The organism is Amycolatopsis sp. M39, assembly GCF_001651785.1.
Taxonomy (GTDB): domain Bacteria; phylum Actinomycetota; class Actinomycetes; order Mycobacteriales; family Pseudonocardiaceae; genus Amycolatopsis; species Amycolatopsis rubida.
Genome location: NZ_LWSF01000010.1, coordinates 26,810 through 45,729, shown reverse-complemented (window position 1 = coordinate 45,729; position 18,920 = coordinate 26,810). Strand labels below are relative to the sequence as shown.

At 72.7% G+C, this 18,920-nt stretch carries 2 protein-coding genes; both read left to right on the top strand.

The genetic code is table 11. The features are described 5' to 3' along the window. Positions 1-52: 52 nt before the first annotated feature. On the top strand, positions 53-1,297 hold the full coding sequence (locus A4R44_RS22725; RefSeq protein ID WP_232791724.1) for a serine hydrolase: 1,245 nt from the start codon (positions 53-55) through the stop codon (positions 1,295-1,297). Between the two features lie 76 nt (positions 1,298-1,373). Further along, positions 1,374-18,917, top strand: a complete 17,544-nt coding sequence (locus A4R44_RS22720) for a non-ribosomal peptide synthetase (protein WP_067584145.1) — start codon at positions 1,374-1,376, stop codon at positions 18,915-18,917. Positions 18,918-18,920: the final 3 nt, after the last annotated feature.

Genomic DNA, 18,920 nt, shown 5'->3' with positions numbered 1-18,920 from the left:
CATGGTCATGCACTCCCGGAAAGAAAGATCCGCTGTCCCGAGACCGCGCCCGGTGCCTGGGGCCGGCGATGCGGACCGGCTCGCCGCCGCGCTTCCGCGGCTGGCCGCCCGGCATCGGGTGCCGGGAGCGCAGGTCGCGGTCTGGTCCGGCGGCGAGACCGTAATGGTCCAGACCGGTGTCGCGGGCGGCGGCAGGCCGATGCGGGAGGACTCGCGGGTGCCGATCGGCTCGATCACCAAGGTGGCGACCGCGACGCTGGCGATGATGCTCGTCGCCGAGGGCGATCTCGGCCTGGACCAGCCGGTCGGCGAAATCCTGGGCGAGCCCGTGCTGTCGGCCGGGCTGACCCTGCGCAGGCTGCTGAGCCACACCGGCGGGCTGCCCTCGGACCCGGCCGACGCCGCCGGGTCCTGCCGGAAAGAGGTGCGGGCCGCGGAGTTCGTCTGCGAGCCGGGGGCCGCGTTCTCCTATTCCAACCTCGGCTACGCGCTGGCCGGCCTGCTGATCGAAGAGGTCACCGGGATGGGCTGGCGCGAGGCGGTCGAGTCGATCCTGTTGCGGCCCTTGGAGATCGAGCCGGTCTACGTCGACAGTCCCGGCGTCGCGACCGGGCACGCGCGCGACGGCGAGCGCCCGCTCGCGCAGGTGCTGCCGCCGATGCTGGACCCGGCGGGCGCGCTCGCGCTGAGCGCCCGCGACCTGGTCGCGCTCGGGCGGGTCCACCTCGGCAAACCGGGACTGCTCGACGTCGTCACCGCGAGCGACCTGCACCGGCCGGTGCCGGTCGCCGAGCCGTTCGGCCTCGCCGAGGGCTGGGGGCTGGGGCTGGCCTGTTTCGGCGACGAGGACTTCCGCTGGCTCGGCCACGACGGGACGGCCGACGGCACCTCGTGCCACCTGCGGATCGACCAGGCCGGAGCCTGTGTGCTCGCGCTCACCGCCAACGGCGCGGGCGGCACCGATCTCTGGCACGACCTGGCCGGGGAGCTGCCGGAACTCGGTCTTCCACCGCACCGCGTCCAGAGTGCGGAATCCTGCCCGATTCCGCTGCCGGACGGCGATTTCGGCAGTTATCGCAACGGCGCCATCGGATACACGGTCCGGCCGGACGCCGACGGCGGCGCGTGTCTCGACGTGGACGGCGACGTCTTCCCGGACCTGACCCGGTACGCCGACGGCTCGTTCACCGTCCGCGACCCGGCGACCGGCCGTGCCGCCCCGTGCGGGCGGTTCCGCGGCGAACCCGGAGCGGCGACCGCCGTCGAAATCGGCGGCCGGCTCGCGCGGCGGTGCTGAGCCCGCCCTCCGAACTTCTCCTCCCCACCCGCGCCAGGCGGGATCCCTTGGTGTGCCCGGAAGGTAGCGAACAACGATGACCGCCCAAGACAAACCGGCCGAACCGGACCCGGTCGCGACCCTGCCCGCGCTGTTCGCCGCACAGGTGCGGCGGGCGCCGGACGCGCTCGCCGTGGAGGGCGCGGAGACCCGGCTGACCTACGCCGAACTGGCCGGCGCGGCAGGCAGGCTCGCCGCGCACCTGCTGCGGCTGGGGTTGCGCACGGAGGACCGGGTCGGGGTGCTGGCGGAGCGGTCGGCCGGGCTGATCGTCGCGGAGCTGGCCGTGGTCACGGCGGGCGGTGCGTATGTGCCGCTCGACCAGCGCGCGCCGGACAGCCGGTTGCGGACGCTGCTGGCCGAGGCCGGGGTCACCGTGCTGCTCGCCGAGGACCCGGCCCGCGCGGCGGAAATCCACAGTGGACAGATCGTCGCGCTCGGCCGGGTCTTGCCGGCGGCGGAGGTCCCTTCGGTGGCGACGCATCCGGACAATCTGGCGTATCTGATGCACACGTCCGGCTCGACCGGAACGCCCAAGGGGGTCGCGGTCCGGCATCGGGACGTCGCGGCGCTCGCGGCGGACCGGAGATTCGCCGGGGACGCGCATCGACGGGTGCTGTTGCACTCGCCCGCGGCCTTCGACGCCTCCACCTACGAAATGTGGGTGCCGCTGCTGACCGGCGGGACCGTGGTGGTCGCCCCGCCCGGCGACCTCGACGTCGAGAGTCTCCGCGAGGTTCTGTCCCGGTACGACGTCGGTGCGATCTGGCTGACGGCGGGCCTTTTCCGGGTCGTCGCGCACGAAGCGCCGGACTGCTTCCACGGCGTGCGAGAGGTCTGGACCGGTGGCGACGTCGTCCCGCCCGCAGCGGTGCGGCGGGTGCTGCGGGCCTGTCCCGGCGTCACGGTCGTCGACGGGTACGGCCCGACCGAGACCACCACCTTCGTGACGGCCCACCCGGTCCAGTCGGCGGAGGTGACGGCGATGCCGATCGGCCGCCCGCTGGACGGTGTGCGCGCGTATGTCCTGGACGACGCGTTGAATCCGGCCGCGTCCGGCGAGCTGTATCTGGCCGGTGCGGGGCTGGCTCGCGGTTACTGGGCGCGACCCGGGGCGACGGCGGAGAAGTTCGTCGCCGATCCCGGCGTGCCGGGCGAGCGGATGTACCGCACCGGCGACGTGGTCCGCTGGAACGACCGGGGCGAGCTGGAATTCCTCGGCCGCGCCGACGACCAGGTCAAGATCCGCGGGTTCCGGGTGGAGCCTGGCGAAATCGAATCCGTGCTGGCCGGGGACGACACCGTCGCCGAAGCCGTGGTCCTCGCGCGCGAGGACGGGCCGGGGGCGAAGCGCCTGGTCGCCTACGTCGTGCTGGTGCCGGGCGCACCGCGGCAAGACCTGAAAGCTGTTGCCGCGGCGGCATTGCCGAGCTACCAGGTTCCGTCGGCGATTGTCGTGCTGGACGAGTTTCCGTTGAGCACCAACGGAAAGGTGGACCGGAAAGCGCTGCCCGCGCCGTCGGCGGAACCGGAGGGCATCGAGCCGGGAACGGACACCGAACGCGCCGTCGCCGAGATCGTCGCGGAAGTGCTGGGCCTGGACCGCATTGGCGTCGAGGACGATTTCTTCGCCTTGGGCGGCGACTCGATCCTGGCGGTGCAGGCGTTGTCCCGCTTGCGCCGGAAGCTCGGCGCGGACCTCTCGGCGCGGGCGCTGTTCGACGCGCCCAGCGTGGCACAGCTCGCGCGGCTGCTGGAAAACGGCCCGCGAGCCGAGCAGGCGATCCCCGTCGGGTCGCCGCGGGAACTGCTTCCGCTGTCTCCGGCGCAGCGGCGGTTGTGGCTCCTCGACGAAATGACCGGCGGCAGCACCGAGTACAACACCGGCGTCGGGATCCGCCTGTCCGGGCCGCTCGATCCCGGCGAGCTGCACCGGGCGCTGGCCTCTCTGTGCACCCGGCACGAATCGCTGCGCACGACCTTTGAGTCCGTTGCGGGACAAGGCATGCAGCGGATCGCGCCGACCGGGGAAATCCCCTTGCGCAGAGCGGATTCCGCCCCGGACGACGAGACACTGAAGGCTGAACTGCGCGAACCGTTCGACCTCCGGACAGGCCCGCTGACCCGAGCCGTCCTGTTCCCGCTCACCCCGGACGAGCACCTGCTTCTCCTGTGCCAGCACCACATCGTCACCGACGGCCGGTCGATCGCCGTGCTCACCGGCGAACTTCTCGACCTCTACGGCGGCAAGCCGCTGCCCCCGCTGCCGCTCGGCTACCAGGACTACACCCAGTGGCGGCTGGAGTCCGAACGTCTCGACCAGCTCGGCTACTGGCGCGAAACCCTGGACGGTCTCGAACCCCTCGCGCTGCCGACCGACCGCCCCCGGCCCGCGCAGCGCGCCACCGAAGGCGCGGTGCACCGGCACGACCTGCCCGCCGGCCTGGTCCGCGGCATCGCGGAAGCGGGCCGCGCGCAGGGCGCCACGCTGTTCATGACCCTGACCGCGGCCGTCCAGGTGGTCCTGGCCGCCTACAGCGGGCAGCGGGACATCGCGGTCGGCACGGCGGTCTCCGGACGTGACCGGGCCGAACTGGAGCAGCTGACCGGATTCTTCGTCAACACCCTCGTGCTGCGGTCCTCAGTGGACGGTGCGCAGCCGTTCGAGCGCTTCCTGGCGGACTTCCGCGAAACCGTGCTGGCCGCGTTCGCCCACGGTGACGTCCCGTTCGACCGCGTGGTGGAGGAACTCCAGCCCGAACGCGACCCGTCGCGGACGCCGTTGGCGCAGGCCGTGGTCGTCCTGCAGCGCCCGCTGGTATCGGACCGGACGGTCGCCGGGCTGCGGGTCAGCGAGTACGCCCTGCCGCGTCCCTCGGCGCGCTTCGACCTCGTGGTCGAGTTCTGGCCGCAGCCGGACGGCCTGCGCGTCACCGTCGAATACGCCACCGCGCTTTTCGACGCCGCCACCGTCGAAGGCCTCGCGCAAAGCCTGGAAGTCCTGCTCGCCGGCATCGCCGCCGACCCGGCGCGGCCGGTGGGGGACCTCCCGCTGCTCACCGCCGAGGACCGCCGGTTCCTGCTTCCGGCACCGGCCGAACGCACGCCCGCCGAGACGGTGCCCGAGCGGTTCGACCGACGCGCGGCGCTCCAGCCCGGCCAGACCGCGGTAGTGAGCGGCGACGTCCGCCTCACCTACGCAGAACTGCACTCCCGGGCAAACGGCCTCGCGCAGCACCTGGTCCGGCGAGGCGTCCGCCTGGAGGAACGGGTCGGCCTGCTGATGGACCGCTCGGCCGACCTCGTCGTGGCCGTGCTGGCGATCCTCAAGGCGGGCGCGGCCTACCTGCCGCTGGACCTGCGCGCCCCGGCCGACCGCCTGCGCCGCGTCCTCGACGGAGTTTCGCTGGTGCTCACCGACCGCACCTGGCATGACACCGCCGTCACTGTCCACAAGGGAACGTCGCTGATCGTGGCGGACGTCGACGGACCGGCCCCGGAAATCACGCTGAGCGACCAGAATCTGGCCTACGTCGAGTACACCTCGGGTTCCACCGGTGTCCCGCAGGGCGTAGCAGTACGCCATGCGGACGTCACGGCACTCGCGACCGACCCGCGCTTCGCGAGCCACGAACGCGTCCTGCTGCATTCCCCGCTGGCCTTCGACGCCTCGACCTATGAACTGTGGGTGCCGCTGCTGGGCGGCGGCACGGTGATCGTCGCGCCGCCCGGCGACCTGGACGCCGATGCGATCCAGGAGCTGGTGGCGGAGCACGACATCACCGCGCTCTGGCTGACCGCAGGACTCTTCCGGCTTTTCGCCGAGGAGACGCCCGAGTGCTTCGCCGGGCTCCGCGAGGTCTGGACCGGCGGCGACGTCGTGCCCCCGCCCGCGGTGCGAAGGGTCCTCGACCGCTGCCCCGGGATCGCCGTCGTAGACGGCTACGGCCCGACCGAAACCACCACCTTCGCCACCTCGTTCCGGATGTCGGCCGAGGTCCCGGACGTCATCCCGATCGGCACGCCGCTGCGGGAGGTCCGGATCCACGTCGTCGACGACCGGTTCCGGCTGCTGCCGCGCGGCGCGGCAGGCGAGGTCTGCGTCGCCGGCGCCGGGCTCGCGCGCGGGTACTTCGGCCAGCCGGGCCTGACCGCGGAGCGGTTCGTCGCCGACCCGTTCGGCGAGCCCGGGGCCAGGATGTACCGGACCGGCGACCGGGGCCGGTGGCGCTCCGACGGGCCGCTGGAATTCCTCGGCCGCGTGGACGACCAGGTCAAGATCCGCGGCTTCCGGGTCGAACCGGCCGAAATCGAACGCGCGCTGGCCGCCGAGGAAGAGGTGGCGCAGGCGTTCGTGACGATCCGGACCACCGGCGGACGCAAGCAGCTGGCCGGTTACGTGGTCCCGGCGAACGTGGACACCGAAGCGCTCCGCCGAGCCGTCGCACGCACGCTTCCGGACTATATGGTGCCTTCGGTGCTCCTCCCGCTGGCCGAGCTGCCGCTCACCGCCAACGGCAAGGTCGACCGTCGCGCGCTGCCGGAGCCGCGGGCCGCCAGCGAACGGACGGCGGCCCCGCGCACCGAACGGGAGGCCGTGCTCGCCGGGATCTGGGCTGACGTGCTCGGCCTGGACCGCGTCGGCGTGGACGACAACTTCTTCGCCCTCGGCGGCGATTCGATCCTGAGCATCCAGGTGAGTTCCCGGGCCCGGCAAGCGGGGCTCAGCGTGAGCACCGCCGATCTGTTCCGCCACCAGACGATCGCCGCGCTCGCCCCGGTCGTCGGCGAAGCGGCGGCGATCCCGGCGCGCGGTCCGGAAAGCGGCGAGGTCGTTCTCACCCCGATCCAGCATTGGTTCTTCGGACTGGGCGCGGACCGCTTCGACCAGACGATCGCCGTCCAGTTGCCCGCCGACGTCGACTTGACCGCGCTGATCCGCGCGCTGGCCGCGTTGTCCGAACGGCACGACGCGCTGCGGATGCGGTTCACCCACGACCGCGAGGCTTGGCGCCAGCACAACACCCCGGTCGGCGAAGGGCACACGCAGCTGCGATGGTCGCTGACCGGCGAGCCGCGGACCCTGCACCTGGCCGCGCACCACCTGGTGGTCGACGGCGTGTCGTGGCGGTTGCTGCTCGAAGACCTCGACCGCGCCTGCCGGCAGGCCGTGCGCGATGAACCGATCGACCTCGGCCCGAGGACGACGTCCTTCCGCGAGTGGGCGGGAAGGCTCGCCGAGCACGCGGCAGCGGGCGGCTTCGACGACGAACTGGCGCACTGGTGGGAGCTGCCCGCGCCCAGCCCGCTCCCGGTCGACGGCACGGCGGAGAACACCTTCGGCCGCGCTCGCGTCGTCACCGCCCGGCTCACCGCGGAAGAGACGCACGCGCTCCTGCGCGAGGTGCCGCAGGCGTACCGGACGCAGGTCAACGACGTGCTGCTGGCCGCGCTGGGCCGGGTGCTGGGGGACTGGACCGGGCACCGGCCGGTGCTCGACCTCGAAGGGCACGGCCGCGAGGAGCTGTTCGACGGGGTCGACTTGTCGCGGACGGTCGGCTGGTTCACCACGGTCTTCCCGGTGGCGCTGGACGTTCCGGACGGCTGGGGCGCGGCGCTCAAGGCAGTCAAGGAGCAGCTGCGCGCGGTCCCGCGACGGGGGATCGGCTACGGCGCGCTGCGGTATCTCGCCGGGTCCGCGCCGATGATCGAACCGCAGGTGAGCTTCAACTATCTCGGCCGGTTCGACCTGCCCGGCGACCTGACCCCGCACCGGGAACTCGCGCTGGACGTCTCGCCGGACACCGTCCGTCCGCACCTGCTGGAGGTCGTCGGCCGCGTCGAGGGCGGCGAGCTGGAACTGGCCTGGCACTACGCCGAGGGCGTCCACGAGGAATCCACTGTGGACCGGTTGGCCGCGGCGACAGCCGAAGCACTGCGAGAGATCGTCCGGCACTGCGCGGAGCCAGGTGCGGGCGGGCGGACGCCGTCGGACTTCCCGCTGGCCGGGCTTGATCAGTCCGCAGTGGACGTGCTGGCCGGCGACGGCCGCGACGTCGAGGACAGCTATCCGCTGACGCCGATGCAGGCCGGGATGGTGTTCCACGACCTCGCCCAGCCCGGCGATCGCGTCTACTTCGAACAGGTTTCGTGCACTGTGGACGACGTGCCCGATCCGCACCGGCTCGGCGAGGCCTGGCGGCGGATCGTCGAGCGGACCCCGATCCTGCGCAGCCGGATCGTGTGGGACGGCGTGCCCCGGCCGCTGCAGGTCGTGCACCGCGCGGTCGAACTGCCCGTGTCCTATCTGGACTGGTCCACTGTGGATTCCGAGGAAGCGCTGAAGCAGCTTCTGGAACAGGATCTTGCGGAGGGATTCGATCTCGCCCGAGCCCCGCTGGCCCGGCTGGTCATCGCGAAGGAGTCCGCCACCAGGGTGCGCGTGCTCTGGACCTTCCACCACGTCCTGCTCGACGGCTGGAGCGTTTTCGGCATTCTCTCCGACGTCGTCGCCCTGCTGCGCGGCGAAGAACCGCCCGTCCGCCCGCCGTTCCGCGACTACGCGGCCTGGCTCGCCGCCCAGGACGACGAGCGCGCCGGGGAACACTGGCGGGCCGAACTCGCCGGGGTCACCCCGACTCCGTTGCCTCTCGAACGCCCAGCCGTCCGCACGCACACGTCGAGTTCGACCGGCCGGATCCCCGTCGAGCTGGACGACGAGACCTCCGCCGCGGTGTACGCCTTCGCACGGCGGCACCGGCTGACTGTAAACACCGTCGTCCAAGGCGCGTGGGCCGCGTTGCTGGCGCGCTACAGCGGCGAAACCGAGGTGTGCTTCGGCGCGACGGTATCCGGCCGTCCGGCGGAACTGCCCGGCGCGGACGACATTCCCGGCATCTTCATCAACACCCTGCCGGTGCGCGTCCGGCTCGACGGCACCCGCGCGGTCCCGGACTGGCTGCGCGATCTCCAAGCAGCGCAAGCGGAATCACGCCGGTTCGGGCACATCGGCCTGACGAAGCTGCAAGCGTGGAGCGGCGGCGGGAGCCTGTTCGAGAGCATCGTCGTCTTCGAGAACTACCCGATCGACGAGGTGTCCGGGCTGCGGGACGTCCGCGCGGCCGAACGGACCAGCTACCCGCTGGGCGTCGTCGCCTACCCCGGGCGGAAGCTGTCACTCGTTCTCACGCACGACCCGGAGAGGATCGGCGCTCCAGCGGCGGCAAGGCTCGCGGCGCACCTCGAAGCACTGGTCCGGGGCATGATCACGGCCCCGCACGAGCCGGTGTCCCGGGTGCCGATGCTCTCCGGGACCGAGATCGAGCACCTGCTCGCCGAGCGGAACGAGACTGCCCGCGCGCTCCCGGCCAAGGCGGTGCCCGAGCTGTTCGAGGCCCAGGCCCGGCGGACTCCGGACGCCGTCGCCCTGGTGACCGACGACGAGCAGATCACCTACCGCGAACTCGACGCCCGCGCGAACCGGCTGGCGCACCGCCTGATCGCCGCGGGCGTGCGGGCCGAAGACCGGGTTGCCGTCCTGATGAACCGTTCGCCGGAACTCGTCGTCGCGGAGCTCGCGATCGTCAAGGCCGGTGGCGCTTACCTGCCGCTGGACCTGCGCGCTCCGGCCGAGCGGCTGCGCCTGCTCCTGGAGGAAGCCGAAGTGTCGGTGCTGACAGCTGACGCGGCCTGGCTGGCGACTGCGGAGGAAGTCCACACCGGCGTCATTGTCACCGGCGAGAGCGACGCCCCCGATACGCCGCCGGCCGTGCGGGTCGATCCCGAACAACTCGCCTACGTCATCTACACGTCCGGCTCCACCGGCCGTCCGAAGGGCGTTTCGGCGCGGCATCGCGACGTCGTGGCGCTCACGATCGACCGGCGGTTCGCCCGGCACGACCGGGTTCTGCTGCACTCGCAACAGGCCTTCGACGCCGCGACCTACGAACTGTGGGTGCCGCTGCTCACCGGCGGCACCGTCGTGCTGGCCCCGCCGGGAGACGTGGACGTCGAGACGCTCGGCCGCTCGCTCACCACGCACGGCGTGACCGGCGCGTTCCTCACCACCGGCTTGTTCCGGCTGGTCGCGCAGGAATCGCCGGAGGTCTTCGCGGGCGTGCGGGAAGTCTGGACCGGCGGCGACGCCGTCCCCGCGGCCGCTCTCCGCCGCGTCCGGGCGGCCTGCCCGGGCACCCTGGTCGCCGACGTCTACGGCCCCACCGAGACCACCACGTTCGCGACCGTGCACCCGCTGCCCGGCGAGGTCCCGGACGTCGTCCCGATCGGCGGACCGCTCGACCACACCCGCGCGTACGTCCTCGACGGCGACCTCCGGCTCGCCCCGCCCGGCGCGCCCGGCGAACTGCACCTCGCCGGCGCGGGCCTGGCGCGCGGCTACCTCGGCCGCCCCGGCCTGACCGCCGAGCGGTTCGTCGCGGATCCGTTCGGCCCGCCGGGGGAGCGGATGTACCGCACCGGCGACCTCGTGCGCTGGAACGAGGAAGGCGCGCTGGAGTTCGTCGGCCGGGCGGACGAGCAGGTGAAGATCCGCGGGTTCCGGGTCGAACCGAGCGAGATCGAGGCCGCGCTCGGCGAACATCCCGCCGTCGCGCAGGCCGCCGTGCTGGCCCGCGAGGACGGCGGCGTGAAGCGGCTGGTCGCCTATGTCCTCGGCGAGACCGACGGCCTCGCGGACTTCCTCGGCCGGACGCTGCCGGACTATATGGTGCCCGCCGCGTTCGTCCGGCTGGAGCGGTTCCCGGTGAACGTCAACGGGAAGCTCGACCGGCACGCGCTGCCGGCCCCCGAGTTCGGCGCGCGGGACCACGTCGCGCCGCGGACCGGGCGCGAACGCGCCATCGCCGAGATCTGGGCCGACGTGCTCAGCGTCGATCGTGTCGGCGCGACCGACGACTTCTTCGAGCTGGGCGGCGATTCGATCCTCAGCATGCAGGTCGTCTCCCGCGCCCGCCGGGCCGGGCTCGAACTGCAGCCCGGCGACCTGTTCGCGCACCGGACCCCGGCCGCGCTCGCCGCGGCGGCCCGCATCGCGACGACGGCGGTCGAGCGCGGCCCGGTCCACGGCCCGGTGCCGCTCACCCCGATCCAGCGCTGGTTCTTCGCGGCGCAAACCGCCGAGCCGGACCACTTCCACCAGTTCGTCCAATGGGGAGCGCTCGACCCGGACGCGGCGAACGCGGCCGTCGAGGCGCTGCTGACCCACCACGACGCGCTCCGGATGCGCTTCGCCCGCGGCGAAACGCACTGGCTCCAGGAGAACGGCCCGGTCGGTGCTGAGGCGCCGCTGGTCCGGTTCGAGCACGATCGGCTGTCCGTGCATCACCTCGTCGTCGACGGCGTCTCGTGGCGCGTGCTCATCGAGGATTTCGAGCGCGCCTACGATCAGGCCTTGCACGGCAAACCGATCGACCTCGGCCCCCGCACGACGTCCTTCCGCGACTGGGCGATCCGGCTCGCGGAACACGCTGCCGGCGGCGGGTTCGACGACGAACTCGGCTATTGGCGTGGGGTGTCCGGCCGGACCACGGTGCCGGTCGACGGCCGAGGCGACGCGACCGTCGCTTCGATGCGCTCGGTGACCGCCCGGCTGTCCGCGGCGGAGACCGGCGCGCTGCTGCGGGACGTCCCGAAGGTCTACCGCACGCAGGTCAACGACGTGCTGCTCACGGCGCTGGGCCGGGTCCTGCGCGACTGGACCGGCGGGACCGCCGTGGTCGATCTGGAGGGCCACGGCCGTGCGGACCTGTTCGACGACGTCGACCTCTCCCGGACGGTCGGCTGGTTCACCACGGTCTTCCCGGTGGCGCTGGACGTCCCGGACGACTGGGGCACGGCGCTCAAGTCCGTCAAGGAACAACTGCGCGCGGTACCGCGGCGCGGGATCGGCTACGGCGCATTGCGGTACTTGACGGGTACTGCGCCGGAGATCGATCCGCAGGTGAGTTTCAACTACCTCGGCCAGTTCGGCTCCGGCCGCCTGGAGTCCGACGAAAGCCCGCGCTCGGCTCGCGCGCACCTGCTCGACGTCGTCGGCCGGGTCGAGACCGGCGAACTGGAATTGACCTGGTACTACGCCGAAGGCGGCCACGACCGGTCCACTGTGGACACCTTGGCCGTCGCGATGACCGCCGCGCTGCGCGAGATCATCCGGCACTGCGGCGACCCGGCGGCGGGCGGCCGGACGCCGTCGGACTTCCCGCTCGCCGCGCTCGATCAGTCTGCTGTGGACGAATTGGCCGGCGACGGCCGCGAGGTCGAGGACGTCTGCCCGCTGACGCCGATGCAGTCCGGGATGGTGTTCCACGCGCTGTCCCAGCCCGGCGAACGGGTCTACTTCCAGCAGGTCGGGTTCGTGCTCGACGGCGTCGAGGATCTGGCCGCGCTGGAACGGGCGTGGCGGCGAGTGGTCGACCGGACGCCGGTGCTGCGGACGCGGATCGCCTGGGAGGGCGTGCCCGAACCGGTCCAGGTCGTGCGGCGGCAGGTCCCGGTCCCGATCGCCCGGCACGACTGGCGCGCCCGCACCCCGGACGAACGCGACCAGGCGTGGCGGGAACTCCTCGCCGCGGACCGGGCCGAAGGGCTCGATTTCACCGAGACGCCGTTGCTGCGCCTGGCTTTCGCGCGGTTGTCGGACACGGAGGTCCGCGTGCTGTGGACCTTCCATCACGTCCTGCTCGACGGCTGGAGCGTCTTCGGCGTGCTGTCCGACGTCCTCGCCGCCTACTCCGGTGCCGAACTGCCCGAGCGACCGCCGTTCCGCGACTACATCGCCTGGCTGGACCGGCAGGACGACGCGGCCGCCGAGGACCACTGGCGGCGCGAACTCGGCAGTCTCGTCGCACCCGCCCGGCTGCCCTACGACCGGGCTCCGGCGCAGGCGCACACGAGCCGGTCGTCGGAATGGCTGCGCGTGCCGGTCGAAAACTCCGGACGGTTGCGCGACTTCGCCCGCCGAGCCGGTCTCACGCTCAATACCGTCTTGCAGGGTGCGTGGGCGCTGGTGCTCGCGCGGCTCAGCGGCGAGCGCGACGTCTGCTTCGGCACCACGGTTTCCGGCCGTCCGGTAGACCTGCCGGGCGCGGACGACATCACCGGCATCTTCATCAACACCCTGCCCGTGCGGACCACCGTGACCGGGGCCGACGTGACCGAGTGGCTGGCTGAGTTGCAGTCCGCGCAGGTCGAATCTCGTCGCTACGGCCACCTTCCGCTGACGAAGCTGCAAGCGTGGAGTGGTTGCGGCGGAAGCCTTTTCGACAGCATCGTGGTCTTCGAGAACTATCCGATCGACAACGCGTCGACGCCCGGGCTGCGGCTGCGCGACGTCGACGCGGCCGAGACGACGAACTATCCGATCAGCGTCGTCGCGTCGCCAGGAGAGCAGCTGACCCTCGACGTCGGCTACGACCCCGACCTGTTCGACACCGGCACCGCCGAGCGGATCACCCGGCAGCTCCTCACCGTGCTCGACGCCTTCGGCGCGGGCCCGGGATCGCTGGAAGACATCGAACTGCTCACCGAGGCGGACCGCCACCGGGTGCTGGTCGAGTGGAACGACACCGGCCGGCCGCTCCCGGACGAGGACCTGGCCGGACTGTTCGCCGAGCAGGTCCGGCAAGCGCCGGAAGCGGTGGCGGTGGCGGGCGACGGGATCCGCTTGACTTACGCGGAGCTGGACCGGCGATCCGACCGGCTCGCCCGCTACCTGGTTTCGCTCGGTGCGGGGCCGGAGACGCTCGTCGGCGTGCTGATGGACCGCTCGCCGGGCTTGGTCATCGCCGAGCTGGCGATCGTCAAAGCCGGTGCGGCCTACCTGCCGCTCGACACCCGCGCGCCGCAACCGCGGCTCAAGACCCTCCTGGACGGCGTGAAGATCCTGGTCGCCGACGATACGTGGCGCGATACCGCAGCGAAGGTCCACAGTGGACCCACGGTCGTGCCCGGCGAGCACACCGCGGCCGCGCTGCTCCCGAAGGCAGACCCGGCCAACCTGGCCTACGTCATGTACACCTCGGGCTCGACCGGAAAGCCGAAGGGCGTCGCAGCCAGCCGCCGCGACATCGTCGCGCTCGCGGCCGACCGGCGCTTCGCTGGACACAGCCGCGTCCTGCTGCACGCGTCGCAGGCCTTCGACGCCTCGACGTACGAACTCTGGGTGCCGCTGCTGGGCGGCGGCACGGTCGTCCTCGCCCCGCCCGGCGATCTCGATCTGGCCACCATCGGCCGCCTGTTCGCCGAGCACCGGGTCAACGCCGCCTTCCTCACCACTGGTCTGTTCCGGCTCGCGGCGCGGGAAGCCCCGGAGATCTTCCGCGGGCTCCGGGAGGTCTGGGCCGGCGGCGACGCGGTCCCGTCGGCTGCCGTGCGGCGCGTGCGCGAAACCTGCCCGGACACGACCGTCGTGGACGTCTACGGCCCGACCGAGACCACGACGTTCGCCCTGTCGCATCCGGTCCTCGGCCCGGTGCCGGACGTCGTGCCGATCGGGAAACCGCTGGACAACACCCGCGCCTACGTCCTCGGCCCGGACCTGCGGCCGGTGCCGCCGGGCGCGCTCGGCGAACTCCACCTCGCCGGCGCGGGCCTGGCGCGCGGCTACTACGGCGCGCCCGGCCTGACCGCCGAGCGGTTCCTGCCCGACCCGTTCGGGCCGCCGGGGGAGCGGATGTACCGCACCGGCGACCTCGTCCGCTGGACCGCGCGGGGCGAGCTGGACTTCGCCGGTCGCGTGGACGACCAGGTCAAGATCCGCGGGTTCCGGATCGAACCCGGCGAGGTCGAGGCCGCGCTCGCCGCGCACCCCGGCGTTTCCCAGGCCGCCGTGCTGGCCCGCGAGGACCACGGCGTCAAACGGCTCGTCGCCTACTACACCGGCGAAGCGGACGAGCTGCCCGCGTTCCTCGGCCGGACCTTGCCGGACTACCTGGTCCCGGCCGCGTTCGTGCGACTCGGCCGGTTGCCCTTGACCGGCAACGGCAAGCTCGACCGGCACGCCCTGCCCGCCCCGGACTTCGCCGCGGCAGGCGCCCGCACCGCACCGGCGACGGAAGCCGAACGGGTCCTGGCCGGGATCTGGTCCGAGGTGCTCGGCGTCGAGGACGTCGGGGCCGAGACGAACTTCTTCGAACTCGGCGGCGACTCGATCCTCAGCATCCAGGTCGTCTCCCGGGCCCGCCGGGCCGGGCTGGTCCTGGTGCCGCACGAGGTGTTCCGGCATCCGACGCTGGCCGCGCTGGCCGCGCACGCCGGCGGCGACCGCGGGCCGAAGGCCGAGCAAGGACCGGTCGTCGGCGAGGCACCGCTCACGCCGATCCAGCGCTGGTACTTCGAGACCCAGCCGGAGCGGTTCGACCAGCGGGTCGTCCTGGAATTCGCCGAGGAGGTCGACGAGCCCGCGCTGCGACGGGCGCTGGCCAAGGTCTGGGCGCACCACGACGCCCTGCGCCTGCGCTTCGACCGGACCCAGCACAGCGACCCGCCCGGCCCGGTGGAATTGCTGGTCGGCGAGCCCGCTTTCGACGTCAACCGCGGCCCGCTGCTGAACGCGGTCCTCGACGGGCGACGGTTGCTGCTGGCCGCCCACCACTTGGTCATCGACGGCGTTTCGTGGCGGATTCTCCTGGAGGATCTGGAAACCGCCTACCGGGGCGAGGATCTCGAACCGAAGACGACGTCGTTCCTTGCCTGGGCCCGGCGGCTGGCCGAACATGCCGCGGCAGGCGGTTTCGACAACGAACTCGCCCACTGGCAGTCCCTCCCGCCGGTCGCGCCGGGCGAGCCGGGCGTCGTCGCCGACACCCGCGAGGTCACCGTCCGCCTCGCCGCCGAGGAAACCCGGGCGCTGCTGCAGGACGTCCCCGAGGTCTACCGGACGCAGGTCAACGACGTGCTGCTGACCGCGCTGGGCCGCGTCCTGCGGGACTGGACCGGCGAAATCCCGGTGATCGATCTCGAAGGCCACGGCCGCGAGGAGCTGTTCGAGGGCGTCGACCTGTCGCGCACGGCCGGCTGGTTCACCAGCATGTTCCCGGTCGCGCTGGACGTCCCGGACGAGTGGGGTCCCGCGCTGAAGTCCGTGAAGGAACAGCTGCGCGCGATCCCGAGGCGAGGCATCGGCTACGGCGCACTGCGCTACCTGACCGGCACGGCACCGGCGATCGACCCGCAGGTGAGCTTCAACTACCTCGGCCAGTTCAGCGCGGCCGAAGGCGGGCTGTTCCGTGTCGGCGGCCTGGATGCCGACGTCGACCCGGAGGCGCCCCGCACCCATGTGCTCGACGTCGTCGGCCGGGTCGAAGCGGGCGTGCTGGAACTGACCTGGTCGCACGCCACCGCGGGGGACGCCGTAGAAACCCTGGCCGGGCGGATGCTGACGGCGCTGCGGGAGATCATCGCGCACTGCGCCGAGCCGGACGCGGGCGGACGCACCCCGTCCGACTTCCCGCTCGCCGCGCTCGACCAGGCCGGAGTGGACCAGCTGGTCGCGGGGCGGGCAATCGAGGACATCTACCCGCTGACGCCGATGCAGGGCGGGATGGTCTTCCACGGCCTGTCCCAGACCTCGCAGGGCATGTACTTCGAGCAGGCGAGCTTCGTGCTCGAAGGAGTCACCGATCCGCGGCGGCTCGGCCGGGCGTGGCAGCAGGTCGTCGACCGCACGCCGGTCCTGCGCACTTCGTTCGTCTGGGCCGGCGTGGACGAGCCGGTCCAGCTCGTGCACCGCGAAGCCGAGCTGCCGGTCCGGCACCTCGACTGGAGCGATCTGGAAACCCACGATGCGGAGCTGGCGCGGCTGCTGGCCGAAGACCGCGCGCAGGGCCTGGACCTGGCCCTCGCGCCGCTGGCCCGGATCGCGCTCGCCCGGCTGTCCGGCACGGAAGTCCTGGTGCTCTGGACCTTCCACCACGTCCTGCTCGACGGCTGGAGCGTCTTCCAGGTGCTCTCGGACGTCTGCACCGCCTACGCCGGGCAGCCGCTGCCGTCCCGGCCGCCGTTCCGCGACTACCTCGCCTGGCTCGGCGAGCACGACCAGGCCGCTTCCGAAGAGTTCTGGCGCGCCGCGCTCGCCGGCATCGAAGGCCCGACACCGCTGCCGGGCGACCGGACCCCGCCGTCCGGACACGCCCCGTGCTCGGCCGAGTGGCTGCCGGTCCGCCTGGACCGGCCCGCCACCGCCCGGCTGGACGCCTTCGTCAAACGCCACGGCCTCACGCACAACGTGGTGCTTCAGGGAGCGTGGGCGCTGCTGCTGTCGGTCTACAGCGGACAGAAAGACGTCGTGTTCGGGGCGACCGCTTCCGGCCGCCCGGCCGAGGTGCCCGGGGTGGACGACATTCCCGGCATCTTCATCACCACGCTGCCGGTGCGGGTCGCTGTCGACCGGAGTGTTCCCGTCGCGGACTGGCTCGCCAGGTTGCAGGCGGCGCAGGCCGAAGCGCGCGGGCACGGGCACGTCCCGCTCGCGAAGGTCCAGGGCTGGGCAGGTCTGCCGGGCGGGGTGAACCTCTGCGACAGCCTCGTGGTGTTCGAGAACTACCCGATCACCGAGGCAGCGGCCGGGCGCGGCTTGACCGTGCGCGACCTGTCCGCCCGGGAGACGACGAACTTCCCGGTCACCGTCGTCGCCTCGCCCGGTTCGGAGCTGTCGGTGGACGTCGGCTACGACCCGGCGCTGTTCGACCCCGCGACGGTGACCGGCCTGGCCGCACGGCTGCTGGAGATCCTCGGCGGCCTGACCGCGGACGGCGAGCGCGCGCTCGGCGCCGTCCCGGTCATGACCGCGGCCGAGACCCAGCTTCTCGCCGAACGGGCCGCCACCTGCGACGAGCCGGAGCCCCGGTCGCTGCCGGACTTGTTCGCCGAGCAGGTCCGGCTCCGGCCGAACGCGCTCGCGGCCGTCCTCGGCGGCGAACCGGTCACCTACGCCGAGCTGAACCGGCGGGCCAACCGCCTCGCGAACCGGCTGGCCGGGCTCGGGCTGCGGCCGGAAGAACCCGTCGGGCTCGCCGTGGACCACACGGCCGCGGTGATCGCCGAACTGGCCGTGGTCAAGGCGGGCGGCGCGTACCTGCCGATCGACGCGCGCGCTCCGATCGAGCGGCAGCGGGCGCTGCTCGGCGGCGTCCGGTTCGTCGTTGCCGCGGAAGAGCATCCGCTCGGCCAGACCGTGCTGCTGTCCTCTGTGGACGACGAGCCGGACAGCGACCCGGAGATCGCCGCCGACCCGGACCAGGCGGCCTGCGTGATGTACACGTCCGGGTCCTCCGGGGTGCCGAAGGGCGTGGTGGTGCGCCACCGCGACATCGCGGCGCTGGCCGCCGACCACCGGTTCCGAGGCGGAGCGCACGAACGGATCCTGCTGCACTCGCCGCTCGCGTTCGACGCCTCGACCTACGAGCTGTGGGTGCCGCTGCTCACCGGCGGCTGGGTCGTCACCGGCCCGGACACCGGCCTCGACGCGCCGCTGCTGCGCGGCCTGGTCCGCGAGCAGGGCCTGACCTCGGTCTGGGTCACCGCCGGGCTGTTCCGGATCCTCGCCCAGGAAACGCCGGAGTGCTTCGCCGGCCTGCGCGAGGTCTGGACCGGCGGCGACGTCGTCCCGGCGGAGGCGGTGCGGCGGGTACTGGCCGCGTGTCCCGGGCTGCGGGTCGTCGACGGCTACGGCCCGACCGAGACGACCGTGTTCGCCACCGCTTACCCGATGGACGCGCCGCCGCCGGACCGGATCCCGATCGGCCGCCCGCTGGACGGCGCCCACGCCCGGGTGCTCGACCCGGACCTGCGCCCAGTGCCGCCCGGCGTGCCCGGCGAACTGTGCCTGGCCGGAGCGGGCCTGGCCCGGGGCTACCGGGACCGGCCGGGGCTGACCGCGGACCGGTTCGTCGCCGACCCGGAAGGCCCGCCGGGGGAGCGGATGTACCGCACCGGCGACGTGGTCCGCTGGCGGCCCGACGGCGCCCTGGAATACCTCGGCCGCCGCGACGACCAGGTCAAACTGCGCGGGTTCCGGGTCGAACCGGGCGAGGTCCAGGCGGTGCTGGCCCGGCATCCGGACGTCGCGCAGGCCGCGGTGCTCGTCCGGGAGGACCGGCCGGGCGCGAAGCAGCTGGTCGCCTACGTCGTCTCGGCGGCCGGAGAGAACACGCTCAGGCAGTTCCTGGCCCGGTCCCTGCCGGACTACCTGGTGCCGTCATCGATCGTCGCGCTCGACCGGCTTCCGGTGAACGCCAACGGAAAACTCGACCGGCGTGCCCTGCCCGCCCCGCAGGCGGCGGAAACCGGGCACGTCGAACCGGCTACCGAGACCGAGCGCGCGCTCGCCGGGATCTGGGCCGGGGTGCTCGGCGCGGACCGCGTCGGCGCCCAGGACAATTTCTTCTCCCTCGGCGGCGATTCGCTGCGCGGCCTGCACATTTCCGCCCAAGCCAGCGCGCTGTTCGACGTCCGGCTCACCCCGGCCGACGTGCTGGCCGCGCGCACCGTCGCGGCGCTGGCCGAAACCGTCGAAGACCTCGTGCTGAGCGAGCTGGAACGGCTTGCCGCAGAACTGGAATCGTGAGGA

Excerpts from the sequence above, each read along its gene's own strand:
- A4R44_RS22720 (WP_067584145.1), top strand. The coding sequence starts at position 1,374 with ATGACCGCCCAAGACAAACCGGCCGAACCGGACCCGGTCGCGACCCTG.